Below are 26,813 nucleotides of genomic sequence, written 5' to 3'. Positions count from 1 at the left end.
AATGGTAGGATTCAGAAATGTGGTTATACATGAATATCAAGCGGTAGAATTAGATGTGATAAAATTTATAGTAGAAAAGGGAGTAGGAGATTTTTTAACGTATACCAAGGAAATTTTGACCTATATGAAAAAAATAGAGGAGTAGAGTTTAAAGAAAAAAAATTCTTAGTGTTGAATAATCTGAGTAAATTTGTGTGATCAGCGATAGAAAGTCAGATTCTAAGGGTTCCGCCCTTAACTGGGTTCAGGTTCACGAATATCAAAATTAGATTGAAAAATAAATCTAATTTTAAATGTGGCTTGATCTGAGAGACCGAAGCAATAACCTCTGTCACAATCGTCATTGTAGGAACAGTACAGCTGAAGTGGGACGACTATAAACTTCACTTTTAAAGTCAGATTTTAGTCAGGGTCAAAAAAAATTATAAAAAGAGAATTTCTTAGTGACCTCTCTAGGTTCCCTTTGTGAGCTTTGTGTAAGGGGTTTAAAAATGTGTAATTCGTGACAAAAAACATTTTTAAAATACTTTTTTACAAAAAAGATAAAATAAGCTATAATATTAAGAAAGAAAAGGTTTTTAGGAGGGCAAAAAATGACTATATTTTTAACGGTAATTTTATTTACACTTGCGATCTCTTTAATGGTTTTAGTAATTATTCAACCTGACAGAAGTAAAGGTATGAGCGGAGGAATAGGAACAGGTACTACCAATAGTATTTTTGGTGTACATGATGATGGCGGACCCTTAGCCAAAGCTACTGAAATTGTAGCAGCTGGATTTTTAATAATAGCATTATTACTATATCTAGTAAGCTAAAGAGAGGAGGCTGACCTGTAGGGTTAGCCTCTTTAATTGTACGGTAAATTATAAAGTTTTAAACTATGATTATCCCCAATTAGATGCAATGTGACATGCTTTAATGTTGTACAGATAATGAAATTTGTGATATAATGGAGATCGAAATGAATACACTTTTTCAAAAAAATTATGACGGGGTCAGACCCCTAGCATATACCATGCGTCCTAAAACCTTAGATGAGTATGTAGGACAAGAAAAAATTATAGGAAAAGGAAGCGTCTTAAGAAAACTGATAGAAAAGGGAAAGATGATTAATTCTATTTTTTTTGGTCCCCCTGGGACAGGGAAAACATCTTTAGGTGTGCTGATTTCAAATGAATTGGAGTATAGTTTTGAAAAATTAAATGCAACCACTGCTAACTTAAATGATTTTAGGCAGGTCATAGATAGAGCCAACAGAAGATTGGAGTTAGAAAATAAGAGAACACTCCTATTTTTAGATGAGATCCATAGGTTTAACAAGTTACAGCAGGATGCTCTATTACCTCATACAGAGGATGGACTCATAGTTCTCATAGGAGCGACTACAGAAAATCCATACTATGTCCTCAATAATGCTCTCCTTTCAAGATGTATGATCTTCGAATTTGAGAAATTAAGTAGAGATGAGATCTTAAAACTCATAGATAATGCATTGGCTTATAAAGATATGAAATTGGACTCGGAGATAAAATTTTATATTGAAGAGCTCTCTGGTGGAGATGGAAGGATAGCTTTAAACTATTTGGAATTGATCTCAGAAGTAGGAGAAACAATGAATTTAGAGGAAGTGGAAAATCTGCTTCAAAAGAGAAAAACTGGCTACCATAAAAAAGAAGATAAATATAATACCATCTCGGCATTCATTAAAAGTATCAGGGGATCAGACCCCGACGCCGCTGTTTATTGGCTGGCTAAGATGTTAGATGGGGGAGAAGACCCAAGATATATTGCCAGACGATTACTCGTAAGTGCATCAGAGGATATTGGGCTAGCTAATCCAGAAGGACTTACTATGGCAAACGCTGCTGTCATGGCCTGCGAAAAAATAGGAATGCCAGAGGTAAGAATTATACTATCGGAAGTTACGATATATCTTGCTATATCTTCTAAATCATCCAGTTCATATGAGGCTATTAATTCAGCCATGCTGGATATAAAAAATGGAATTATAGAAGAAGTGCCGACTCACTTGACTGATCTGGGTAAAAAAGACTATAAATATCCCCATAGTTATGATGGGAATTTTGTATATCAAGAGTATAAAAAAAATAATAAAGTTTATTATCTTCCGCAAAACAATAAGAACGAAAGAATGATTTTAGAAAAATTGAATAAGTTGTGGAAGAACAAATATAGTAGATAAAATAATTTAATATATGCCAAATGAGGCAAAAGAGGAGAAACAGTGAACATAAAGAATATAGCTATTATAGCTCATGTAGACCACGGTAAAACAACATTAGTAGATGCAATGTTAAGACAATCAGGAGTATTCGGAGATAGAGAAGAACTTGTTGAAAGAGCAATGGACACAAACGATATAGAGAAAGAAAGAGGAATCACTATCTTATCTAAGAATGCATCCCTTGATTTTGGTGGATACAAGATAAATATCGTAGATACTCCAGGCCATGCTGATTTTGGTGGAGAAGTACAGAGAATATTAAAGATGGTAGACTCAGTATTATTATTAGTAGATGCATTTGAAGGTGTAATGCCACAAACTAAATACGTATTAAAGCAGGCATTAGAGCATGGATTAAATCCAATTGTTGTAGTAAACAAGATTGACAGACCTAACTGTACTCCTGAAGAAGTAGTAGACGCAGTATTCGATCTATTTGTTGAATTAGGTGCAAACGATCATCAATTAGAATTTCCAGTAATATATGCTTCAGCTAGAAATGGATATGCAAAGAATGAATTAACTGATGAAGATATAAATATGCAACCGTTATTTGAATCTATTATTGAACATGTAAAAGACCCTGAAGGAGATCCTGCAGCTCCAGTACAAATGTTAGTGACTAATATATCTCCAGATAACTACTTAGGAAAATTAGCAACTGGAAGAATCCATAATGGTGTTTTAAATAAAAACCAAGAAGTAACTTTAATCAAAAGAGACGGTGAACTGGTAAACTTCAAGGTCACTAGAATATTTGGTGCTGAAGGAATGAAGAGAATAGAGTTAGATCAAGCAGTTTGTGGAGATATCGTAACAATTGCCGGAACAGAGAAATTTGATATCGGTGAAACAGTAGCTGATAGAACTAACCCAATGGCATTACCATTAATCGATATAGATGAACCTACATTAGCTATGACATTTTCAGTAAGTACTTCTCCATTCGTTGGAAGAGAGGGGAAATTTGTAACTTCTAGAAATATCTGGGATAGATTATCTAAGGAAGTAGAGCATAATGTTAGTATGAGTGTAGAAAGAACTGAATCTGCAGATGCTTTCACTGTAAAAGGTAGAGGAGAACTTCAGTTATCTATATTAATAGAAAATATGAGAAGAGAAGGTTTTGAATTACAGGTAGCTAAACCTCAAGTTATTATGAGAACTATAGATGGTGTTAAGTGTGAACCTATCGAATTAACTATCATAGACGTAGCAGATGAATTCACAGGTGTAGTAATTGAAAAAATAGGAGTCAGAAAAGGTGAAATGATCAATATGGTTCAAGGAGTAGATGGATATACAAGATTAGAATTTAAAGTGCCTGCAAGAGGACTTATTGGATTCAGAAACGAATTCTTAACTGAAACTAGAGGAACTGGAATATTAAACCATTCATTCTTCGATTATGAGACATATAAAGGTGAAATACCAACTAGACAAAGAGGAGTATTAATCTCTATTGAAAAAGGTTCAACTACTGCATATTCATTAGGAAATGCACAATCTAGAGGAACTTTATTTGCTAGCCCTGGCTTAGAAGTATATGAAGGAATGATCATTGGTCAACATTCTAGAGAAAATGATCTGACTGTAAATGTAACTAGAGGAAAGCAGCTTACAAATATGAGAGCTTCTGGAACAGATGCAGTTACGAAATTAGCTCCAGCTAGAGAATTTACATTAGAGCAAGCATTAGAGTATATTGCTGACGATGAGTTAGTAGAGATCACACCATTAAGCATCAGAATGAGAAAAAGATTCTTAACAGAGGGTGACAGAAAGAGAGCATCAAGAGGAACAGCAAGATAGAAAAAAAAGAGGCTTTGCCTCTTTTTTTTTTTATACAATTTACAATTTACGATTTCTAATGTACAATTAGAAGGAGAGTTAAAAGTATTTATATTGGGGGTTTTATGAAAAAAATATTGATGACCATCATACTGGGAATGCTCTTGCTATCCTGCAGTGGTGTGGAAAAAGAAAAAACTATCGAGGTAGAGAAGATAGAAATACCATATTCCATGGTAGAGCAAAGTATAGGCTTAGATGATGCCATGAGTTTAAAATTTTTTTTAGAAAATGGATTTAATCCAAATTATATAGGAGAAGATGGGGAAACTCTCCTAATGAAGATAGTTAAAAATAACAGTCTTAAAAGTTTGAAGGTAATCACCTCCCATGGTGTTGATTTAGAGACAGAAACCATTCCTCAAAAAAGAGTGAATATGACGTCCTTTGGTCCTACTAAAAGAGCTATAGATTTAGTAAAGACCAAAAAGGCTTTGGATGTCCTTGTAGAAGCAGAGGTAGATATAGATTATATAAATAATTTGGGAGTACCTTTAATTATAAATTTCATTAAAATAAAACCTAATAGCTATGTTGAAAAATTGATCTTAGAGAAAGCTGCTCTAGACATAGCAGATAGAGATAGGTGGACTCCTCTAATGTGGGCAGCTTCTAAGAGGAATAAAGAAGTAGTGAGTCTACTCATAGCAAATGGTGCTGATATCAATATGATAGATGACAGGAGAAATTCTGCTATATACTATGCATATGATGAGGATATTATCAGGATGTTTTTGACGGAAAATTTAAATTTGTACCATAAAAATAAAGATGGAGAAAATGTATTGGGAGTAGTATACCTTCGAAGTATAGCTAATGCATACTATGATGCAGTGGAAGACCTAATAAAGATTGGCGGGGATAAAGATTATTCATCCTATGGGGAGAGACCTATGAGGATCGCCCGGGAAAATAAAGATGAAAAAATGGTAGAACTACTATCGAAATTGGGAGTGGAAGAAGATGAAAAATACTAAAAGAATAAAGGTAGGAGATATCTATATAGGCGGAAATGAAGATGTAATTATTCAGTCGATGACAAATACAAATACAGCAGATGTAAAAAAAACAGTGGCTCAAATAAAAGAATTGGAAGATTTAGGGTGTCAGCTAGTGAGGGTAACTGTAAATAATATAGCAGCGGCAGAGGCCATTAAGGAGATAAAAAAACAAATTAATATTCCCTTGGTAGCAGATATTCACTTTGACTATAAATTAGCATTACTGGCCATAGAAAACGGGATAGATAAGCTCCGGATAAATCCAGGGAATATAGGATCTGACGAGAGGGTAAAAGAGGTAGTAGATAAAGCCAAAGAGTATAATATTCCTATTAGAATAGGGGTGAACGGGGGATCATTAGAAAAAGAAATATTAAAAAAATATGGAAAAGTAACACCTGAGGCCTTGGTCGAAAGTGGAATGTATCATATAAATCTATTGGAAAAATATGGATTTGAAGATATAATAATATCTCTGAAAGCAAGTAATGTAAAGATAATGAGAAGAGCCTATCAAATAATAGCAGAGAAGATAGATTATCCATTACACCTAGGAGTGACTGAGGCAGGAACTTATTTTCAGGGGAGTATAAAATCAGCCATAGGGATAGGAAGTCTCCTAATGGATGGAATAGGCGATACGATAAGGGTATCATTGACAGAAGATCCCACAGAGGAGATAGGGGTAGCCAAAGAGATACTCAAAGTATTAGGGATAGGAAAAATAGGAACTGAGATTATCTCTTGCCCGACTTGTGGAAGAACCGAGATCGACCTAATAGGATTGACTAAGAAAGTGGAAAGAAAGTTTTCTGACTATGGGAAACAGATCAAGATAGCTGTTATGGGATGCGTGGTGAATGGTCCTGGAGAAGCTCGTGAAGCTGATTATGGTGTAGCCGGTGGGAATGGAGTAGGAGTACTGTTTAAAAAAGGAAAAGTAATAAAAACAGTTAAAGAAGGAGAAATTTTAAAAGAACTGCAAAAACTCATAGAGGAAGATATGGAGAATTAGTTGAAAGTTGAGAATTAAGAGTGAAAAGAGAAAAACTAGTCACGAATTACACAAAGGATCACGAAGAAAGAAAAGAGAGTACCTGGAGATAATTGGAGGTTGATATGAAAAAAATTATATTTATAATGACAATATTATTACTTATGACAGCATGCAGCTCTACAGAAAAAAAGGGAATAAAAGATGGGAGGATATTAAAAAATCAATATTTTGATGGTGCTGTAAAGATAAGGTTTGAAGGAAGAGCTGAGAGGATATTTTTAAGTGGCGATATAATTAGTTTAGGGAGAGAATATTATTTGATACCAGGGGAATATTCAGTGAGTTGGAATCCTAGAAGTTATATAAGTATTGGTGTAAGTGTAGGAGGGTCTGGTAAAAGAAACAACAATAATAACAATATGGAGCAGAGGTCCAATGGCAAGATTGTTATAGAAAAAGATTCTGTTGTTGAACTGAAGGGGGACAGTGCTGTTATATTAGAGATGGGAGGGGAATTATGAAAAAGACAGTTTTATTTTTATTGTGTTCTATAAATTTATTTGCCTACAGAGTTGAAAATACCAGGGATAGGGAAGTTATAATATACCTCAATAAGGTAATGATCAATGAATCTTTGAAGTTAAAAGATGATGGAGATAAAAACAGGATAATCTATGAAGGAATATCTAAAAATATAGATATCAGTTCTATTAATTTGACAGGTGGAGACTTGAGAGGAGTGGAATTAGAAAAGAATGTAGATTCCAACTCCATTTTGAGATCTTATCTAGGGAAGATTATTCGGGCTGAAAAAAATGGGAAGACCTATGACCTAGTACTCCTTGATTATAGGAAAAATATAGTTGGTAAAGATATAAATACAGGAGAGATCTATATCTTAAATAATCCTGACCTTAAATTAAGTGATACAGAGATAAAAACTGAGAATAAACTGACAATGGATGTAGGAAAACTGGGTAAAAAAATAAATTTATCTTATATAATACGAGGAATAAATTTAAATATATCTCATAGCCTGGATATAGATAAGATGAGCTTAGAAACATGGGGAAAGATCTATAACAACACAGGAGAAGATCTAGAGAATATAAGGGTTAAAATTATATCTGAACTTTCAACTCCAAGGGCCTATATGATTAAATCTGAGATGGCAGACAGTATTTCCAGGGGAGAGTCTAACAATAGGATAGAGTACAAGTTAAAAGACAAACTAGATCTCAAAAGAAATAGTGAAAAAAATATAAAATTAGAGACAAAGAAAATAAATTTAGTCGAAAGATATGTATATTGGACCAAAGAATACTCTAAAACCCCAACCAGGATAGTGGAGATCGAAAATATAAGTGATACAACTATTCCTATGGGAAGGATATACGTATGGGATGGTAAAAATTTTGTAGGAGATTCAAATATTGGATTTATCCCTAATGGAGAAAAATATAATTTGAAGTTAAATAAAAGTTTTAATGTTATAATAGATAAAAAAATAAAAAAGACTTATTCTTTGGGGAATAATCTGGTAAAAAAAGAGATCGAGATAGAAATAAAAAATAAAAGCAATAAAAAAATAAATTTAGAAATAAACTATGATCAGCTGCCAGAAGTTTGGACAAAATTAAGGTCTTCAGAAAAATATGAAAAGATATCTAACAGAATAGTTAAATTTAAATTAGATATTGACAAAAATAGTAAGAAAAAGTTTGTTTTCTCCTATATAGAGGAAAAAAAATAAACTTTTTATGAGTTTATTGCGTCGAAGTAGTATAGGAGAATGAAATTATGAATTTTGATGAGATATTTGAGACGTATTTTAGTAGGATCTACAATAAAATACTGGGAATGGTAAAAAATAAGGAAGATGCAGAAGATATAGTCCAAGATGTGTTCTTAACGGTCTATAAAAATTTGAAAAAATTTAGGAATGACAGTGGAATATACACATGGGTATATCGGATAGCTATTAATAAAACCTATGATTTTTTTAGGAGAAAGAAAGAAACATTTGAGCTAAATGAAGAGGTACTCAGTATAAAAGATAATGAAGATATAACTACAAAAATAGTTTTAGAAGAAAAGTTACAATTAATATCTGAGAGGGAAAGGGAAATAATACTCATGAAGGATATATATGGGTATAAATTTAGAGAGATAGGTAAGATAAAAGATATGAAACTCTCAACAGTAAAATCGATCTACTATAAAGGTTTAAAGGAGATGGGGGGATTATAATGGATGATTTTAGAGAAGAAATAAATGGAGATATGAAGGCGAGGGTAAAGGTAAATATATATAAGACTTTATTGTGGGAAGAAAAGCATAAAAACAAAAGAAATAGTGCTATTGGACTTTCACTATTTATTGTGGGAATAGTATCTACCTCAGCATTGTATCAAATAAAAGACCATAGTCAACCGCAAAACGTCAGAGTAAGTCAAGGTTTTATAAAAACAGTGACTAGCAGAAATGTTATTCCTAAATATTTAGAGGGCAGGGAAGGCATAGAAATAGACCTTTTAGATGATGGTTTATTAAAAGGTAGGAAGCTGTCAAATTTTAAAGAGGAAGATTTTTTTGTAAGTGACTTTAAGATGTAGGGAGGAAATTTTGATGAGAAGATATATAATACTGGGATTGATGCTACTAGGATCGATGTTCTCCTATGCCAATATTTCAATAAGTAATATGGAAAAGGAACTGTCAACGATTGGAATAAGTGATAAAAACATAGAAAATGCAAAGATTATTTTGGGTATGGCACTAAAAAAACATAGAATAATGCTTATCGAATTGGATCAAAAAGAATTAGAAATAAATAAATTGCTGATAGATGATCCGGAAAAAAACTGGTTTAAAATAAATAAAATTTTTGATGAGATTGGTCAAATAAATTCAAATGTGAAAAAAAACCAGCTAAAAACTCAAATAGACGTGAGAAAGTATATATCCAAGGAAGATTTTTTAAGAGCGAAAGGTATATATCTAGAAAATCAGGGAATATTAAGAAAGACAACTATAGACGTTCAAATACATCAAAATTAAGTTATGGGGAACTATGACTTTTTTTGTTTACAATAAAAAAGAATGAGGTGTAAAATGAAGGAATTATATAAGATACAAATAGATGAAGAGGGAGTGTTTTTAGAAAGACCCAATAGATTTATTGCCCGTGTACGATTAGATAGTGGTTCTGAAGAAATTGTTCATGTTCATGATTCAGGGAGGATAAAGGAACTTCTCTATGAAGGGAACAGGTTAAAAATAAGGCGAGCTACTAATCTCAATAGAAAAACAAAATGGGACCTGATTAGTGGGAGGGCATCTGATGGGGAAGATATCCTTATAAACTCAAGTTTTCATAGATATATATCAGAAAACCTATTGAATGATTTTGAAATATCTCCATTGGGAAAGATCGATAAACTAAGGGCTGAAGTAAGGTATGGTAAGTCCAGGCTAGATTATCTCTTAGAGAAAGATGGTAAGAAAATATGGGTAGAGATAAAAGGAGTTTCCTTAGCAGAAGATAGGGTAGCGATGTTTCCAGATGCTCCCAGTGAGAGAGCTGTAAGACATCTAAAAGAACTCATTGAATTAAAGGAGGCAGGAGATAGAGCAGCTGTGATCTTATTGGTTTTTAGAAGTTCAGATATTTTTAGACCTAGATATGAGACAGATCCAAAATTTAATGAATATTTTTATAAAGCAATCTCTGCAGGAGTGGAAATATATCCTATACAACTATCTCTAGATAATGGTATTATAAATTATAGGGGAACAATAGAGATAATGGATAAAGTTAAAAACTAATAGAAATAAAAGATAAAAAACTAATCACAGATTACACAAATTTTCATAGATTAAAATTTTAAATTTGGAATAATATGGGAGATCAGTGGTCTTAAAAAAAAGTTTTAAATTTGTTTTTTTCTCTTTCCGTTATAAAATATAAATTTGTGCGAAGCACATTGGAGGGATAAAAATGGCAAATTTTAAATTTGTGCAAAATAAAAAATGTGAGTATTTTCCATGTCATACAATAGCTGATGAGAGTAAATTCAACTGTTTATTCTGTTACTGCCCATTATATATGCTAGGAGAAGAGTGCGATGGTAATTTTAAATATAGTCATGGGATAAAAGATTGCAGTAATTGTATAATTACACATATGAAAGATACTGGATATGATTTTGTCCAGCAAAGAATGTTAACTGTAATTGATATAGTAAAAAATGAATATTTGGATAACCACAAAGATGAGGAAAAAATAGAGATTAAGTAATCGCATCAATGATAATAAAGGCTCAGAAAATAGCAGAGGATTAAATCTCTACTATTTTCTGAGCTTTTTTATTTAAAAATTATTTAAAAATTTACTGATCCTTTCGTTTTTAGCAGAATTAAATATTTTATCAGGCGTATCGCAACTGAGGATAGTTCCACAGTCCATAAAAACTACTCTGTCTGAAACTTGTTTTACAAATTGCATCTCATGGCTGACTATGATCATGGTTATTCCAGTATTTTTAAGGGATTTTATTACTGTGAGAACCTCCTTTACCGTTTCTGGATCAAGAGCAGATGTAGGTTCATCAAAAAGAAGTATTTTAGGATTTCTGGCAAGGACTCTAGCAATGGCAACTCTCTGTTGTTGTCCTCCAGAAAGAGTTGAAGGGTAGTTATTTATCCTATCCTCTAATCCAACCATAGTTAAAAGTTTCATAGCTCTCTTTATAGCAACTTCTTTTTTTATCTTATCTACAACAATGAGAGGTTCTATTACATTTTCTATAGCTGTTTTGTGTGGAAAAAGATTAAAGGATTGGAAGACCATACCCATTTTTTTTAGAATTTCAAGTCTCTCTTTTTTTTCAGGATTTCTATTGTTGCATACAAGGGGATCACCAAAAACTTCAAGTGTCCCTGAATCTATTTCTTCTAAGTCTATTAAACATCTTAGGAGGGTAGATTTTCCACTGCCCGAGGGGCCGATAATAGAGATAATCTCTCCACTGTTGATATCTAATGATATGTCTTTTAAAATATTTAAATTTCCAAAAGATTTATTGATATTTCTAATTTTTATTGACATGAGATCGCCATCCTTTTTTCTAATTTTTTAAAGACAAGCAGGATTAAAGTAGAAAGAATAAGATAGAAAACCCCAGAAATGAAGAAGGGAGTTATCGTAAAATCTCTGGTCACTAATTCCTTTGATTTTCTTAAGATCTCTGCTGTACCGATTATTGAAACTAAAGATGTATCTTTAAGAAGAGCTATGGCTTCATTAGAAAGGGGAGGCAGTGCAGTTCTAAGAGCTTGAGGGAAGATTACCCTGATCATAGTCTGTTTGTAGCCCATCCCTAAGACCTTCGCTGCTTCAAATTGACCCTTATTTATTCCCTGGATACTTCCACGAAATATTTCGCAGAGATAGGCCGCGTAATTGATGATAAAGGTGATGCTAGCTGCTGCAAATGGGGAGAGTGTTATCCCCATTATCGGCAATCCATAGTACACGAAGAAAAGTTGTAAAAGAAGTGGTGTCCCTCGAAATATCCATGTGTAGAAGGTTACAAACTTTTTTAACAATGAAATCTTAGAAAGGTCCCCCAGTGCAAGAAGTAGTCCCAATGGGATTGAAAATAATATGATTATGAAATAAAGTCTCAGGGTAACATCTAAACCCTTTGCGATATAGTAGATGTTGTCAATCATATTTAACCCCTCCTACCAAACCATTTTTCATATATTTTCTTATAACTTCCGTCTTTTTGCATCTCATCCAAGACTCTGTCGATCTCTGTGACAAAGGAACGATCTTCTTTTCTCATTCCAACACCCATGTATTCAACAGCCAAAGGATCATTTACAACTGAAAAGATATCCTTGTTTTCTTTTTTTTCTTTTTTTGCAATATAATATTTTCCAACCATAGAATCAATTATTATAGCTTGAATTCTGCCAGCTTCTAAGTCTAGAAGTGCTTCTACATTGGAACCGTATTTTTTTACATCTTTTACACTGGAATATACTGGATTTTTTTCTAAAGCAAAGTAGGAAGAACTTCCTAACTGAACACCGACAGTTTTTCCTGAAAGGTCAGAGATCTTCTGGATATCGCTGCCGCTTTTAGTAACAACTATCTGCTCCCCGCTGAAGTAAGGTTTTGAAAATGCAATCTGCTTCTTTCTATTCTCGGTGATAGTCATTCCATTCCATACCATATCTATCTTTTTACTTCTAAGTTCGAAGATGATACCATCCCAATCACCGGGTTTAAATCTAACCTCAACTCCCATCTTACGAGCAGCTTCTTTGGCCAGGTCTATATCAAATCCTATTATCTCGCCATTTTTCCCTCGAAATCCCATAGGTGCAAAGGTATCATCTAATCCTACAGTGAAATATCCATCTTTTTTTATTTTTGTTAAAGTATCCCCCTTTTCATTTGAAAAAGCAAAAGATTGTACACCAGCCAATATTAAAATTAATGTTATAAAAATTTTTTTCATAAATAAATCCTCCTTAAGTTTGTTTTGTTGCTACCATTTTATCTCCGGAAAATAAAAAAGCCATCTAGAATACCTAGATGGCTAAACAAGAGTGTGAGTTTAGTGTTTAAATCATCATAGATATAGAACCAAGTTTTTTTGAAAAACAACATGGATCTGTAACTATGATTAAATCATAATACAAATCCTTATCTATGATGATGATGATGAACTGTGATAAAATTTAAAAATGATTTGTTAAACATCTTACCCTCCTCCTGTCTGATTTTCTAGTATAATACACCTAAAAAAAAGATATGTCAAGATTTTTTTTTTATTCTGGCCCACAACTTGTAATTTTTATCTCATCTGAAGGAGTAACTTCCTTGATAGAGATCTCCTCTTGGATCAATTTACTTCCAGTTTTCTTATCAAAGATATAAAAACCTAAAAATGATATTACTAGGGTAGCAAAGCTGACAAATATTCCCTGTCCTTCACTGGCACCTAATTTAGCGGCTATGATATAACTTAGAATCATTAAAAATACAGGTAAGATATAGATAAGAAGAGCTAAATTTAAGATGAATTTATTGTTGATCTCAAAGGTTATCAGATCTCCTATATTAACTTCAATATCCTCATTCAGTTCATAGTGATATAAGTCAGCTATAGTTTTGTCTTTTTGTCCACATCCAGAGCAGTGAGCACAAGAGCTGTCTCTAAATAGTTCTATAGATAGGTTCTTTCCTTCAATTTTTCTTACGATACCCTTATTTTCCACACAAATTCCTCCTAGATACATTGTGAATTTATTATATCATACTTTTAAAAATATGTAATTTAGTATATATATATATAATGAAAAAATCTTACTGGTTGTTGTTTTTTTATTTTTTATCTGTTAAAGTAGAGGAGAATGATAATTTGATTAAATTTTTAGAAGGGGGAAATTATGGGATATATACTTGTAATCTTAGCAGCAACATTTTGGGGGTCTTTAGGGGTAGTTGTAACCTACCTAAAGGATGCAGGATTTAATTCTTATGAAATCTCATTTTTCAGACTTTTTTTTGCAACTATTTTGATGTTTGTATATATATTGTTTAGTGATAGGGAAAAATTTATAATAGGTGGAAAAAAACTAATATTTTGTTTATTAGTAGGAGTAATAAGCCAGGGATTATTTAATTTATTTTATTTTGGTTCTATAGTAAGGGTGGGGATTACTACCGGGGTTATTTTACTCTATACCGCTCCTATTTTTACCATGTTATTTGCCAAAATATTTAATGGGACTATACTAACTAAAACAAATATTATCTCTATAGTTTTATGTTTTACGGGATGTTTTTTAATAGTTACTAATGGCTCTATAAATAATTTTGTGGGAGATACAGTGGGAATTGTTTTAGGGATATTGGCCGCAATGTCCTACGGAATTTTACCAATTTTTAATAAAAATATTCCTAAAGGAATAGATCCATATACCCTTATGTTCTATAGCTTTTTAGCTGGAGTTTTAGTGGTATCTCCTCAAATAAATCCACTAGAAAGTTTGGGAACTTTATTTCAAGATAGATCAATGATAATTTTAGGATTAGGATTTGGCTTTGTCCCAACGATTTTGTCCCACTTATTTTTTTTGAAGGCAATTAAATATTTAGACCCTATAAGGGTAAGTATAATAGCTAATTTTGAGGTAATGGTAGCTAGTAGTATAGGTTTTTTTGTATACGGAGAGGGACTAGGAGTTATTAAGATAGGAGGAATGATTCTGATCATAATAGCATCTACGCTACCGAGTATAAAAATAAATTATAAAAACATGAATTTCAAAAATTGGAGTTTTTAAAGATAATAGAGAGGAGAAAAAGATGAAAAGATATAAAAAAGTATATATAGAGATAACTAACAGATGTAATTTTAAATGCAGTTTTTGTCCCCAAGGGATCAGAACTCCTAAAATTATGAGCCAAGATGAATTTAGGCATATTTTAGATGAGATAAAACCGTATAGTGATTATATCTATCTCCATGTAAAGGGTGAACCACTATCACATCCAGAGATAGCTAGTTTTTTAGACCTGGCAGAAGAAAAGAGTATAAAGGTAAATATAACTACCAATGGAACTTTGATAAGCAGGGTAGGAGAAAAAATAGTAGATAAAAAGGCATTTAGACAGATTAATTTTTCCCTCCACTCATTTGATGATGATATAGATAAGATAGATGAAGATGACTACCTAAAAAAAATATTGGATTTTACAAAAAAATCACTCTCTTTAGAAAATACCTATATATCCTTGAGATTATGGAACTTTCATGACGGTAATAAAAATAAGATTCAGATGGAAGGAAATAGAAAAATTATAGGTAAGATAGAAAAATATTTTGATTTAGATTATAAGATCGAGGACAAATTAGTCCCAGGTCGCGGGCTAAAAATAAAGAATAGATTATATCTCAACACAGATCTAGAATTTAAGTGGCCAGAACTCTCTGATGAAGGTGAAAATGAAGATGGATTTTGTTATGGGCTCCGAACTCAGATAGGGGTTTTGGTGGATGGAACGGTAATTCCGTGTTGTCTTGACGGTGAAGGAGTAGTAGATCTAGGAAATATATTTGAAAAATCATTTAAAGAGATAATAGAAGGGAAAAGAGCCACTGCTATCTACGATGGATTCAGCAATAAAAAAGCTGTAGAGGAACTGTGTAAAAAGTGTACTTTTAAAGAAAAATTTTAAAAGGAAAAAAAATGAACCCCGAATTACGTAAATGAACACGAATGATATAGTGGTTTCAAAAAAATGGGAGGAAATTCTATGTATGAAAAACTGAAAAAAATAATAGATGGAAGTGACAATATTGTGTTCTTTGGAGGCGCTGGGGTTTCTACAGAAAGTGGAATTCCTGATTTTAGGAGTGCTACAGGTTTATATTCTCATAGCCCTGAATATCTGGTCAGCAGAACATATTTTGAAAAAGATAAAGAAGGTTTTTTTGAATTCTATAAAAAATATCTAGTATATCCAGATGTTAAACCAAATGATGCACACAGGGTCTTGGCGTACTTAGAGAAAATAGGGAAATTAAAGGCAGTTATTACTCAAAATATAGACGGACTGCATCAAATGGCAGGAAGTAAAAATGTCTTAGAACTTCATGGAAGTATCCACAGAAACCATTGTATGGACTGCGGAACCTTCTATACTTTAGATGAAATTATGGATAGAAAAGGTGTGCCCCATTGTAGTAAATGTAACGGGATAATAAAGCCGAATGTTACCCTATATGAAGAGATTCCAGATATGAATAGCTATGATAGAGCCATGCACTATATCACTAATGCAGATGTTTTAATCATAGGAGGGACATCACTGGTAGTTCAGCCTGCTGCCTCATTGGTAGACCTTTATAAGGGGGAAAAATTAATTTTGATAAATAAAGATTCCACAAGGTATAATAAAAGAGCCAATTTGGTTATTTCAGATAAGATAGGAGAAGTTTTAAAAGAGATGGAGTAAAAGGCTAAGAAGTAAAATTTAAATTATAGAAAACTAGTTTTAAAATAATAGGAGGAAAGATATGTATGATTTACAGGAATGTGTAGAAAAATTAAATGATTATTTAGAGGAGTTACTACCTGGGGTAGATGGCGAAATAGATATTGATATGAGTGAGGAGAAAGATGATTTCTATTGGGATTTTGATTACGATAAAAGAAGTTATATGCTTACTTGTAACAAGGAAACAGGAGCTATTTTAGGTGAAAGCTGGAGAGAAGGAACCAAGGCACAGTATAAAAGACATAACTAAAAATTTAAACCTTGGACACAGATGGCACAAATTTTAGATGGATGATCACAGATATTTTTAAAATTAGTTGTAATTTTTGGGTATTCTGATACAATGAAGTACAAATAAATATTGCAGGAGCTTTTGCTGAGAGGAGATGTTATAGTCTCGACTGTTAACCTGATCTAGATAATGCTAGCGTAGGATGAATTTTTATAGGGTATGAATAGTATATTTATATTTATATTTAATAAGGCTTCCTTCGGGAGGTCTTTTTTGTTTGTATAAATTAGTGTTAAAGATTTTAAGTTTACGGAGGGGTAATTCATGAATTACCCCTACTTATTATTATCAATTAAAAGGAGGAAGAAGAATGGCATTGGCAAATATGGATATTCAAATACTACCTACAATAGAGGGTGGAGAAAAGGAAAAATATACTGTGATAGACAGGGTGATCGAGCACATCATAGGAACAGGGTTAAAATATGAGGTAGGAGGATTAGGAACAACGATAGAAGGGGAGTTCAAAGATCTTTTGAGTATACTAGAAAAAGCTCAAGAAATTTGTTTCAATGAGGGTGCTGAAAGAGTAACAACAATAGCAAAATTTGATCATAAAAAAGAAGGGATAACTATAGATGAAAAAGTCGGTAAATACAGAAAGAAATAATCTATTTTTAATAAGTTTGTTGGTATTAGTAGTGGGATGTGAGGTGATTATTAGAATCTTGGATATCCCTGGATATATTTTACCAACTCCTACAAGGGTAATGAAAGCATTATACAATCAAAAAGAAATTTTATTCAAACATTCTTTGGTAACTTTATTTGAAGCCCTTACGGGATTTATCTTATCGATCATTTTTGCTCTGATTATAGGAGGGATTGTATATCCATTTGAGAAGGTAAAAAAAATGTTATATCCATATCTATTGATTAGTCAAACAATTCCATTGATAGCTATAGCACCTGTCATATTGATTTGGTTTGGATTTGGGGTCCTACCTAAGATATTAATAGTGATATTAATTTGTACCTTTCCTATGCTTCTTAGTTTTTTAGGGGGATTAGAGGAAGTCGATAGAGATATATTGGATCTATTCCAAGTTATGGGAGCTAGTAAAAAGTATATATTTTTTAAAGTTATCTTGCCATCAAGTTTGCCTAGTTTTTTTTCAGGAGTAAAAATATCGGCGACTTATTCTATCATGGGAGCAGTAATAGGAGAGTGGTTGGGAGCTAAAAGTGGATTGGGAATATATATGACCAGAGCCATCAGCTCATTTAAAACAGACTATCTTTTTGCGGCTATAATAGTGGTGGTCGTCCTTAGTCTAGGGATTTTTAAGGGAATAGAATATATAGAAAAAATAGTGATGCCTTGGAAGCAAGTAAAAAAATAGAGGAGGAAAAGAATGAGAAAAAGAGTAATAAGTTTATTGTTAATTTTAAATATTGTGAGTATATTTGCATTAGAAAAGGTAGATATAGTTTTGGATTGGACACCTAATACAAATCATACAGGAATCTATGTAGCAAAACAAATGGGTTATTTTAAAGAAGAGGGGATAGCGGTCGATATATTACAGCCAGCAAGTGGAAGTTCTACTCAGTTAATAGCCTCAGGAAGAGCAGATTTTGGTGTAACTTATCAAGAGGCTGTAACATTCGCTAGATTAGAAGGTTTACCTATAGTTTCACTAGGAGCAATAATTCAGCATAATACATCTGGTTTTGCTTCGCTGAAGGAAAAAGGAATTGAGAGACCTTCTGATTTTAAGGGTAAAAACTATGGTGGATGGGGATCTCCAGTAGAGGAAGCTACTTTAAAGGAATTGGTAGAAGAAGATGGTGGTAGATTAAGTGAAGTAAATATTCTTACTACTGGGTCTATGGACTTTTTTAAATCCAGTGAAAGTGATGTAGATTTTGCTTGGGTATTTGAGGGATGGACAAATATAGAAGCTAAACTCCAAGGGAAGGAACTAAACTATATCAGGCTTAGAGATTATTCAGAAGAGCTCGATTATTATACTCCAATATTTGCAAGTAGTGAAAAACTTATAAAAACAAATCCAGAGTTAGTAAAAAAAGTAATGAGAGCAGTGAAAAAAGGATATGAATATAGTATCAAGAATCCAGAAAAAGCTGGAGACCTACTCTTAAAAGAGGTTCCAGAATTAGATAGAAATTTAGTTATTGAAAGTCAAAAATATTTGGCTTCAAAATATACTGACGATGCTCCTTATTGGGGAGATCAAAAGCTAGAAGTATGGGAAAGATATCAAAATTGGCTATATAAAAATAATTTGATAGATGGGACTACAGATATGAAAAAAGCTTTTACCAACGAATTTTTAAAGGATTAAAAAAAGGAGAGCTATGATATTAGAAATCGAAAAATTATCGAAGAAATATGGAGATGTAGAAGTGATAAAAGATCTAAATTTACACATTAAAAAAGGTGAATTTATTTCTATAGTTGGACCTTCTGGATGTGGGAAAAGTACTCTTTTTAAGATAATTACAGGGCTTTTGACAGAATATACTGGTAAAGTATGGGTAGAGGGAAGTACAGTTAAAAACAAGGTCATCTCCTATCTGCCTCAAAAAGATCTATTGCTGCCATGGAAGACTCTCTACGAAAATGCCACCATCCCCCTAGAAATAAGTGGGATGAAAAAAGAACAATGGAGAGAAATTATAACTCCATTGATAGAAGAATTTGGACTTTCAGGATTTGAGGATAGATATCCCCATGAATTATCTGGTGGGATGAGGCAGAGGGGTGGACTTCTCAGGAGTTTTTTAATTGATAGTGATTTAATGTTGTTGGATGAACCCTTTGGAGCTTTGGATGCTCTGACTAGGTCATCTATGCAGGACTGGCTTTTAGAAATTTGGAAAAAGCATAATCATTCTATCTTATTTATTACCCATGATATAGAGGAAGCTATCTATCTTTCAGATAGAGTATATATTATGTCTACTAGACCAGGCAGATTTTTAGATGAGCTGGAGATCAATTTTTTTAGACCGAGAAAAAAAGATGTTATTCTGTCACAGGAATTTTTAGAATATAAAAGAAAAATATTGCAAAAATTAAAATAGGAGGACGAAGATGAAAAAAAGTATTTTATGGATTTTAATGGTATTATTAGGAATAACAAGTTTTGCAAAGGAAAAAATCGTAGTATATGTACCTAGTTCTATGACATTTTTACAGGAAGAGGTGGGGCAAGATTTCTATGATAAAACGGGTGTAGAAGTAGAAATAATAGGAATAAAAGGAATTCCTGCTAGATTAAAATTAGAGAAAAGAAGACCAAAAGCAGATATAGTTTTGGGCTTGTCAGAAATAAATGTAATTCAGGCTAAAAAAGAAGGAACTATAGCTAGCTATAAACCTAAAACAGCCGATAAGATAATGAAAGAGGAATACCTGATAGACAGTGAGTGGTATTCTACTCCATTTGATTTCGGATCGTTGGCTATAAATGCAAATAAAGATGGATTAGAAGAGATGCCGAGGTCTTTAGAGGAACTAAAAAAATTAAAAGGTCAGTTAATAGTTTTATCTCCTAATTCATTTACTGGTCAAGAATTTATGATGTGGACAGTTGCAATATATGGGGAAGATTGGCTAAAATTTTGGGAAGAACTGAAACCCGCTATCAAAACGGTAGCTCCAGGATGGAGTGAAGGATGGGCAAAATTTACAACCAACGAAGCACCGCTTATGGTAGGTTACGCTACCAGTGACCTTTATTTTGACGAGAAAAGTTCATATAAAAGTTTTATCCCAAGTGAAGGGGGATATATCTATGTACAAGGAGCTTCTATCGTGGCAAAAAAAGATATAAAAGATGGATCAAAGCTGTTTATGGACTATATCTTGGAGGAAAAATTCCAAAGAGCCATGGCAGAAAAAAACTATATGCTTCCTGTAACAGATATAAAATTAGGAGATGAATATAGTAGAGTGCCAACGTCGGCTAAGGTAGTGAGGGTAAAACCTAGTGATTTGGAAAGAATAGAGGAATATAAGAGAGAATTAATAAAATTATTAAAAAAATAAAATTAGTAATTAATTACACAATTATTTTTAAACGACTGTAGACTTCAAAAAAAATGGTAAAGAAGTAAAAAAATAAGGGAGAGAAAAATGAAAAAAGCTAGGATTTTAAATATAGGATATCTGATATTATGGATATTTCCTATCTACATATTTGGAAGAGATTTCTTCTACTTAGAAGATCTAATAGGAATAATGGATGGTGAGACTGTGAGTCTTATCGCCATGTCTTTTAAGCAGGGAATCTTATCTTCAATTTTAGCTTTTATTGCGGCCATCCTTCCTGCATATTATGTGACTTATAGAAGGGGATTACTCAGTACTCTCATAGAGGGGACTATATTTATCCCCTTCTTTTTTCCTGTAATATCTATAGTAATAACATTTTCATTGGTATTCAATCTGCCACTATTGAAGGATTTAGGTGTTTTATATAGTTTGAAAGCTATCTTAATTGCAAATGTATTTTATAATGCACCAATATTTGTAAAATATCTATCTCTGGGGTTGAAGAGGATACCGAGTGAAGTGATAGAAGCCGCTATGGAGTGTGGAGCCAGTAAATGGGTTATTTTTACAAGAATAAAGTTACCTCTCATCTTACCACAGATATTCAGAGGTTTTTTCTTGGTATTTACCTATTCATTTACCTCTTTCGGAATAGTACTATCCTTGGGAGGGTTGAAATTTTCTACCCTGGAAGTAGAAATAGTGAATTCCCTCATGGGAAGTGCTAATTTTTCTAGGATGTTTGCTCTAGGGATCGTCCAATTTTTAATCTTGACAGGTGTGAATATTATCGGCGAGAAGATTACCGGATATGAATTGGAGGAGAGTGAAAAAACTGGAGAGGTATCGCGGATTACAGTGATATACAGTTATCTCTTTATCCTTTTTGAATTTGGAATTGTGGGGATAAATTTAGTTTTTTCCTTCTACAACTACTATGATAAAAAGTTTTCTTTGAGAGCTTTTATAGATATCCTTTCACCAAAATTTAATCAAAGATATCCAGTGATCGAATCTATCATAAATTCGGGGATGATAGCTATGGTAACTGCTTTTATAGTGGTGGTATTTACCTATCTATTGTTGAAAATATCCGATAAATTTAGCACCTATATAATATTTTCTACCTTTGGGATCTCCAGTGGATTCCTGGGAATAACATTGGTTTATACTAATATAATCTATGAGATACCCTATATAGTTTTACTTATAGGAGGTTTTTTTCTGACAACAGTCCCTCTGGCTTATTCATTTATGTATCAATATATAAAAAAATTCCCAATGGATATATTGGAAGCCAGCAGTATAGATGGTGCAAATAAATTACAGACCTTTATATATGTGGAGTTCCCAATTCTAAAGGAAATTTTGACAGGGACTTACTTACAGATTTTCGCCGTCATCTATGCAGAATTCACCATAACCTATACTATGCAGCTGGGAAGATATCTTCCACTTTCGTCGGTGGTAAACTATAATCTATATACCAATAAATTATTTTTAGAGAGTTCAGCCATGAGTAGTCTGAATATAGTTATAATAGGAATATTATTTATGATACCCTATATGAGAAGGAAAAAAAGATAAGTCTTAAAGAAAACTAAGTGTAAGGAGAGGCAGAAATAAAATAGGTCTAAATTTGGTCAGGGTTGATTACTTTAGAAAAACAATATGGAGGAGATTAAGATTAAAAAACAATTATTAGTTTTAGTATTTATTATATTTTATACTTTGAGTATGGCTAGTGATATAAGTATTCAATTATCTGAAAAATCGATTAATTCATTTGTAACAGCCATAAGCCCCTTGGAATTCCAAAAGGAAATTAAAGTTTTGGGTCAAAAAACAATGGCTGAGTATACTATAAAAGATATGGTAATAAATTTAAAAAAAGACCAGATCTATATAAGTGGTAACCTTAATTTAAATCTCAATGGAACTACATTGGATGCTTCTATTAATGGAGAGTTAAAACCTATTTTAGATGATAAAACAGGAGTATTATCATTGAAATTAACAAAAGTAAATATAGTTGGATTGGAGTTTTTAAAATTGGATAGTGCTTTAAAAGATCATGTTTTGATACCTTTAAAACTTAGTGATTTGAAACCTATAAAGATCAAAAAAAATGACACTGAATATCAGGAAATATACCCTAGAATTATAAATGAGAGTATCATAGTAGCGGATAAGCTAATAACTCTTAATGGAGACCTATCATTTGAAAGGGGTGAAATACTTACAAAAACAGAAGCTAAATAATTAAATTGCAAGAAAATGTAAATTGACAAAAGTCTAAAAAAATGATAATATTTATGAATAAATTTAGAGGGAGGAACACATTTATGAAAAGAGTAGAGGTCAAAGTTAATCACATTTTAATCAAATTGATATAGGTGATAGCTATGGTTTTGAAATTTTATAAACCCTTGAATAATATAAAGAGATTAAAGTAGCTATTTTTAATAAGATAGCTACTATTTTTTTGTAAAATAAACTTAGGAGGTCAGTTATGACGGAATTAGAAAAGATATATTCTCCGACGGAGATAGAGAGTAAATGGTATAAGATATGGGAAGAAAATAAATATTTTAGAGCAACAACAGACGATGAAAAGCCTAACTATACGATAGTTATGCCCCCGCCAAATGTTACAGGTGTATTACACATGGGACACGTTTTAAATAACAGTATTCAGGATACTCTTATCAGATGGAAGAGGATGAGTGGATACAATACCCTTTGGATGCCAGGAACAGACCATGCAGGGATAGCTACTCAAAATAGAGTAGAGAGAAAGCTAGCGGAAGATAATTTAACAAGGGATGATCTTGGAAGAGATAAATTTATAGAAAAAGTTTGGGAATGGAAGGATGAGTACGGTGGAATAATCACGACTCAACTTAGAAGATTAGGAGCTTCTCTAGACTGGGAGAAAGAAAGATTTACAATGGATGAAGTTTGTTCTGACTCTGTAAAAGATGTATTTGTAAAGCTATATAACGATGGATTAATTTATCAAGGTGAATATATGGTAAACTGGTGTCCACAATGTGGAACTGCTTTAGCTGATGATGAAGTAGATCACAGTGAACACAAAGGTCATATGTGGCATATAAAATATCCTATTAAAGATTCCGATGTAGAGTTTGTAGTAGCAACTACTAGACCAGAAACGATGATAGGAGATACTGGAGTAGCTGTAAACCCTAACGACGAGAGATATAAAGACTTAGTAGGTAAGATGGTAATTCTTCCTCTTACAGGAAGAGAAATTCCTATTATAGCTGATGATTATGTAGACATGGAATTTGGAACTGGTGTAGTAAAAATGACTCCAGCTCATGACCCCAATGACTTTGAGATCGGAAAGAGACATAACTTAGAGATCATGAATATATTTACTCCAGATGCTAAGATGAATGCTCTTACTGGTAAATATGAAGGAATGACCCGTGAAGAAGCTAGAATTGCTGTCGTTGCTGATTTAGAAGAGCAGGGATTCATGGAAAAAATAGAGAATTACGACAATAAAGTTGGTGAATGTTATAGATGTAATACAAATATAGAATCTAGAATATCTAATCAATGGTTCGTTAAGATGGAATCATTGGCAAAAGATGCATTAGAAGTAGTATATAATGGTGATGTTAAGATCATGCCAAAGAGATGGGAAAAAGTTTACTATAACTGGTTAGAAAATATAAGAGATTGGTGTATATCTAGACAGATCTGGTGGGGACATAGAATACCTGCATATTACGGGCCTGACAATCGCTTATTTGTAGCAAAATCAGATGAAGATGCAGCGGCTCAGGCTCTTGCACATTATGGAAAAAAAGTTGAATTAGTTCAAGAAACAGATGTTTTAGATACGTGGTTCTCATCTGCTTTATGGCCTTTTTCAACACTAGGATTACCAGATGATAAAGAATTGGAAAGATTCTACCCAACGAATACACTGGTGACTGGAGCAGATATCTTATTCTTCTGGGTTGCTAGAATGGTAATGATGGGAATGTATGAGATGAAGGGAATTCCATTTGAGCATGTATTCTTACATGGGATCGTTAGAGATGAGCAAGGAAGAAAGATGTCTAAGTCATTAGGAAACTCTCCTGATACTTTAGAATTAATAGATAGATATGGTGCAGATGCCATTAGATTCACTATGATCTATAATACATCTAAAGGACAGGACGTACATTTTTCTGAAAAATTACTTGAAATGGGAAGAAACTTCTCAAATAAGATTTGGAATGTATCTAGATTTGTGTTGATGAACTTAGAAGGTTTTGATATTAACAGTGTAAATAAAGATGAATTAGAGTTAGAATTAGTGGATAAGTGGATCTTCTCTAGATTAAATAAAGCATCTAAAAAAGTAAATGAAAATTTAAATAGCTTCACATTAGATGAAGCTGCTAAGGGAGCATATGAGTTCTTAAGAGGAGACTTCTGTGACTGGTATGTTGAGATGGCTAAGACTAGATTTTATAACAGTGAAGATGAAAAATCTAAGAAAACTGCTCAATATGTATTATGGACAGTATTAGAAGAAGGATTAAGATTATTACATCCATTTATGCCATTTATTTCAGAGGAGATCTGGCAAAAATTAGGAGCTAAAGGTGAAACAATCATGCTTGAAACATTCCCTACTTGTAATGAAACTTTAGTGGATGAAGAAGTAGAAGCATCTTTTGAATATTTACAATCAGTAGTTTCTGCACTTAGAAATATCAGAGCTGAGATAAATATATCTCCTGCAAAGGAAGTAAAAGCAATCTTAAGAACTAGTAATGAATCTGAACTTAAAACTTTAGAGGCCAATAAAACTTTCCTAACTAAGTTAGCTAAATTAGAAACTTTAGAATTTGGAAATGTAGCAAAACCTACGGGTGCAGGATTCAGAGTAGTAAAAAATTCTGAACTGTATGTACCGCTAGCAGGCTTATTAGATCCTGAGGTTGAGATTAAGAAGATAGAGGCACAGATGGTTAAGGTAGAGAAGGATTTGGCTAAAGTAAATGGTAAACTTTCTAATGAAAAATTTACTTCGAAGGCTCCTGAACATATCTTAGAGAGAGAAAGAAAGATACAGAAAGAGTACCAAGATAAGTTAGATAAATTAACTGAAAACTTAAAGGCATTTAAATAAAAAATAAATAAAAACAGGGATTCCAATCAGGGGTCCCTGTTTTTAAATTTTCAATATTTTTTAAGTCCTTGATATTTTGTTGTATACTTATAGTGGGAATGTAAAAAATGTTATAACAATGGATTGTGAAAGTAAAGATATAAACAGGAGGGAGTCATGAAAAATTTAATAGTAAAGGCTATAGAAGAAAAAAAACTGATGTCATTGACCTATGATAGTCTAGATAGGATTGTAGAACCTCATGCATGTGGTGTATCAACTAAGGGAGATGAAACGTTACGTTGTTTTCAAATAGAAGGAGATCATACTTCTAAAAAACATCATGACTGGATGCTCCTAAAGTTCTCAAAGATAAGTAATTTAGAAGTTCTGGATAAAAAATTTGATAAACCAAGAATAGGATATAAAAAAGGTGATAAAGCACTTGAAATTATTTATAAAGAGTTATAAATACAGTGGGGAAAATAAGTAATTTAAATCTTACCCTTCTTTTCCTTGTAAAATTCATAAAGTTATAGTAAAATTTTTGAATAAAAGTAATTAATATTCAGGAGGAGAAAAAATGAACTATAAGTTAGAACATGCCTGTATCAGAGTAATGGATTTGGATAAGTCTTTGGGTTTTTATAAAAAAGTATTGTCTTTGGAGGAAGTAAGGAGATTGGATTATTCCGAATATAAGTTTACACTGGTGTATCTAAGTGATGAAGATAAAAACTTTGAAATAGAGTTAACACATAATTATGATACTGAAAAACCTTATGAGATGGGAAATGGATTCAGCCACTTTGCATTGGCTGTGAGTGACCTAGAAAAATCCCATGAATTTCATAAAGATATGGGGTTAGAAATAACAGATCTTAAGGGACTCCCCGGAGAAAAGCCTGGGTACTATTTCATCACAGATCCTGATGGATACAAGATGGAAATTATAAGAGGGTAGAAGATATAAAGAAAAAACCTGTGGATAGACACTAAAAAAGTGTTTATTTACAGGTTTTTTCTTTTCTAATATTTTTTTACTTGGTGTATAATCATTTCAAGTCGACCACTTGAAATAAAAAAAGACCTTTTTTCATAAAAACCGATATAATGTAGTTACGACAACAAACATTAAAGGAGTTAATTTATGAAAAAAGGATATAAACATTTTAG

General features: G+C 32.5%; 30 protein-coding genes and 1 riboswitch. Of the genes, 26 read left to right on the top strand and 4 right to left on the bottom strand.

Going from position 1 to position 26,813, the window contains the following annotated elements; translation table 11 throughout:
• Positions 1–593 precede the first annotated feature (593 nt).
• The 12 genes from secG to V5784_RS02875 all read left to right on the top strand — a co-directional run bounded on the left by secG (position 594) and on the right by V5784_RS02875 (position 10,397).
• Positions 594–818: a preprotein translocase subunit SecG gene (secG, locus tag V5784_RS02930; protein ID WP_336887555.1), complete on the top strand. Its 225-nt coding sequence runs from the start codon at positions 594–596 to the stop codon at positions 816–818.
• A gap of 146 nt (positions 819–964) precedes the next feature.
• A complete protein-coding gene (locus tag V5784_RS02925; protein ID WP_336887554.1) occupies positions 965–2,206 on the top strand; it encodes a replication-associated recombination protein A in 1,242 nt (413 codons plus the stop codon).
• 42 nt (positions 2,207–2,248) lie between these two features.
• Positions 2,249–4,060 (top strand): translational GTPase TypA, encoded by a 1,812-nt coding sequence (gene typA, locus V5784_RS02920; RefSeq protein WP_336887553.1) that lies wholly within the window; start codon positions 2,249–2,251, stop codon positions 4,058–4,060.
• 104 nt (positions 4,061–4,164) lie between these two features.
• A complete protein-coding gene (locus V5784_RS02915; protein ID WP_336887552.1) occupies positions 4,165–5,076 on the top strand; it encodes an ankyrin repeat domain-containing protein in 912 nt (303 codons plus the stop codon).
• Positions 5,063–6,115, top strand: a complete 1,053-nt coding sequence (ispG, locus tag V5784_RS02910) for a flavodoxin-dependent (E)-4-hydroxy-3-methylbut-2-enyl-diphosphate synthase (protein WP_336887551.1) — start codon at positions 5,063–5,065, stop codon at positions 6,113–6,115. Before V5784_RS02915 ends, ispG begins: the two co-directional genes overlap by 14 nt.
• 104 nt (positions 6,116–6,219) lie before the next feature.
• Positions 6,220–6,618, top strand: a complete 399-nt coding sequence (locus V5784_RS02905; RefSeq protein WP_336887550.1) for a hypothetical protein — start codon at positions 6,220–6,222, stop codon at positions 6,616–6,618.
• A complete protein-coding gene (locus tag V5784_RS02900; RefSeq protein ID WP_336887549.1) occupies positions 6,615–7,850 on the top strand; it encodes a hypothetical protein in 1,236 nt (411 codons plus the stop codon). The genes V5784_RS02905 and V5784_RS02900 overlap by 4 nt, the downstream gene beginning before the upstream one ends.
• Positions 7,851–7,897: 47 nt before the next feature.
• Entirely contained in the window at positions 7,898–8,347 is a 450-nt protein-coding gene (locus tag V5784_RS02895) for an RNA polymerase sigma factor (protein WP_336887548.1), read from the top strand.
• Positions 8,347–8,712, top strand: coding sequence for a hypothetical protein (locus V5784_RS02890; protein ID WP_336887547.1), 366 nt, complete (start codon positions 8,347–8,349; stop codon positions 8,710–8,712). Before V5784_RS02895 ends, V5784_RS02890 begins: the two co-directional genes overlap by 1 nt.
• Positions 8,713–8,725: 13 nt before the next feature.
• Positions 8,726–9,157, top strand: a complete 432-nt coding sequence (locus V5784_RS02885) for a hypothetical protein (RefSeq protein WP_336887546.1) — start codon at positions 8,726–8,728, stop codon at positions 9,155–9,157.
• A gap of 54 nt (positions 9,158–9,211) precedes the next feature.
• The gene (gene sfsA, locus V5784_RS02880; protein ID WP_336887545.1) at positions 9,212–9,925 is read left to right on the top strand and encodes a DNA/RNA nuclease SfsA; all 714 of its coding nucleotides are present in this window, start codon (positions 9,212–9,214) and stop codon (positions 9,923–9,925) included.
• 172 nt (positions 9,926–10,097) lie between these two features.
• Complete coding sequence (locus tag V5784_RS02875; RefSeq protein ID WP_336887544.1) at positions 10,098–10,397, top strand: cysteine-rich small domain-containing protein; 300 nt, start codon at positions 10,098–10,100, stop codon at positions 10,395–10,397.
• A gap of 72 nt (positions 10,398–10,469) precedes the next feature.
• Here the strand turns inward: V5784_RS02875 and V5784_RS02870 are convergent, their stop codons facing one another.
• From V5784_RS02870 to V5784_RS02855, 4 genes are all read right to left on the bottom strand, one after another.
• Positions 10,470–11,207, bottom strand: a complete 738-nt coding sequence (locus V5784_RS02870) for an amino acid ABC transporter ATP-binding protein (protein ID WP_336887543.1) — start codon at positions 11,205–11,207, stop codon at positions 10,470–10,472.
• Positions 11,198–11,833, bottom strand: a complete 636-nt coding sequence (locus V5784_RS02865; protein ID WP_336887542.1) for an amino acid ABC transporter permease — start codon at positions 11,831–11,833, stop codon at positions 11,198–11,200. Before V5784_RS02865 ends, V5784_RS02870 begins: the two co-directional genes overlap by 10 nt.
• Before the next feature lie 2 nt (positions 11,834–11,835).
• On the bottom strand, positions 11,836–12,630 hold the full coding sequence (locus V5784_RS02860; RefSeq protein WP_336887541.1) for an amino acid ABC transporter substrate-binding protein: 795 nt from the start codon (positions 12,628–12,630) through the stop codon (positions 11,836–11,838).
• Positions 12,631–12,943: 313 nt separating this feature from the next.
• Positions 12,944–13,393, bottom strand: coding sequence for a SoxR reducing system RseC family protein (locus V5784_RS02855; protein ID WP_336887540.1), 450 nt, complete (start codon positions 13,391–13,393; stop codon positions 12,944–12,946).
• Positions 13,394–13,564: 171 nt separating this feature from the next.
• On the opposite strand from V5784_RS02855, the gene V5784_RS02850 reads away from it, so the two are divergent.
• From V5784_RS02850 to V5784_RS02785, 14 genes are all read left to right on the top strand, one after another.
• A complete protein-coding gene (locus V5784_RS02850) occupies positions 13,565–14,464 on the top strand; it encodes an EamA family transporter (RefSeq protein ID WP_336887539.1) in 900 nt (299 codons plus the stop codon).
• Between the two features lie 22 nt (positions 14,465–14,486).
• On the top strand, positions 14,487–15,359 hold the full coding sequence (locus V5784_RS02845; RefSeq protein ID WP_336887538.1) for a radical SAM protein: 873 nt from the start codon (positions 14,487–14,489) through the stop codon (positions 15,357–15,359).
• 78 nt (positions 15,360–15,437) lie between these two features.
• On the top strand, positions 15,438–16,139 hold the full coding sequence (locus V5784_RS02840; protein ID WP_336887537.1) for an NAD-dependent protein deacylase: 702 nt from the start codon (positions 15,438–15,440) through the stop codon (positions 16,137–16,139).
• Between the two features lie 61 nt (positions 16,140–16,200).
• Positions 16,201–16,431, top strand: a complete 231-nt coding sequence (locus tag V5784_RS02835; protein ID WP_336887536.1) for a hypothetical protein — start codon at positions 16,201–16,203, stop codon at positions 16,429–16,431.
• Positions 16,432–16,534: 103 nt separating this feature from the next.
• Positions 16,535–16,635, top strand: a riboswitch (TPP riboswitch).
• Between the two features lie 148 nt (positions 16,636–16,783).
• On the top strand, positions 16,784–17,083 hold the full coding sequence (locus tag V5784_RS02830; RefSeq protein WP_336887535.1) for a thiamine-binding protein: 300 nt from the start codon (positions 16,784–16,786) through the stop codon (positions 17,081–17,083).
• Entirely contained in the window at positions 17,052–17,816 is a 765-nt protein-coding gene (locus V5784_RS02825) for an ABC transporter permease (protein ID WP_336887534.1), read from the top strand. Before V5784_RS02830 ends, V5784_RS02825 begins: the two co-directional genes overlap by 32 nt.
• Positions 17,817–17,828: 12 nt before the next feature.
• A complete protein-coding gene (locus V5784_RS02820; RefSeq protein WP_336887533.1) occupies positions 17,829–18,782 on the top strand; it encodes an ABC transporter substrate-binding protein in 954 nt (317 codons plus the stop codon).
• 13 nt (positions 18,783–18,795) lie between these two features.
• Positions 18,796–19,524 carry an ABC transporter ATP-binding protein gene (locus tag V5784_RS02815; protein WP_336887532.1) on the top strand — a complete coding sequence of 243 codons (729 nt, stop codon included), beginning with the start codon at positions 18,796–18,798 and terminating at the stop codon, positions 19,522–19,524.
• Positions 19,525–19,534: 10 nt separating this feature from the next.
• Complete coding sequence (locus V5784_RS02810) at positions 19,535–20,491, top strand: thiamine ABC transporter substrate-binding protein (protein WP_336887531.1); 957 nt, start codon at positions 19,535–19,537, stop codon at positions 20,489–20,491.
• An 87-nt stretch (positions 20,492–20,578) separates the two neighbouring features.
• On the top strand, positions 20,579–22,084 hold the full coding sequence (locus tag V5784_RS02805) for an ABC transporter permease subunit (protein ID WP_336887530.1): 1,506 nt from the start codon (positions 20,579–20,581) through the stop codon (positions 22,082–22,084).
• An 84-nt stretch (positions 22,085–22,168) separates the two neighbouring features.
• Positions 22,169–22,759 carry a hypothetical protein gene (locus V5784_RS02800; RefSeq protein WP_336887529.1) on the top strand — a complete coding sequence of 197 codons (591 nt, stop codon included), beginning with the start codon at positions 22,169–22,171 and terminating at the stop codon, positions 22,757–22,759.
• Between the two features lie 250 nt (positions 22,760–23,009).
• The gene (locus V5784_RS02795) at positions 23,010–25,658 is read left to right on the top strand and encodes a valine--tRNA ligase (RefSeq protein WP_336887528.1); all 2,649 of its coding nucleotides are present in this window, start codon (positions 23,010–23,012) and stop codon (positions 25,656–25,658) included.
• A 156-nt stretch (positions 25,659–25,814) separates the two neighbouring features.
• Entirely contained in the window at positions 25,815–26,108 is a 294-nt protein-coding gene (locus tag V5784_RS02790; RefSeq protein ID WP_336887527.1) for a hypothetical protein, read from the top strand.
• 112 nt (positions 26,109–26,220) lie between these two features.
• A complete protein-coding gene (locus V5784_RS02785; RefSeq protein WP_336887526.1) occupies positions 26,221–26,601 on the top strand; it encodes a VOC family protein in 381 nt (126 codons plus the stop codon).
• Positions 26,602–26,813: the final 212 nt, after the last annotated feature.

This window comes from Psychrilyobacter sp. (assembly GCF_037132775.1).
Taxonomy (GTDB): domain Bacteria; phylum Fusobacteriota; class Fusobacteriia; order Fusobacteriales; family Fusobacteriaceae; genus Psychrilyobacter.
Note: the sequence above shows the minus strand (reverse complement) of the source record. Positions and strands in the feature narration are given on the sequence as shown.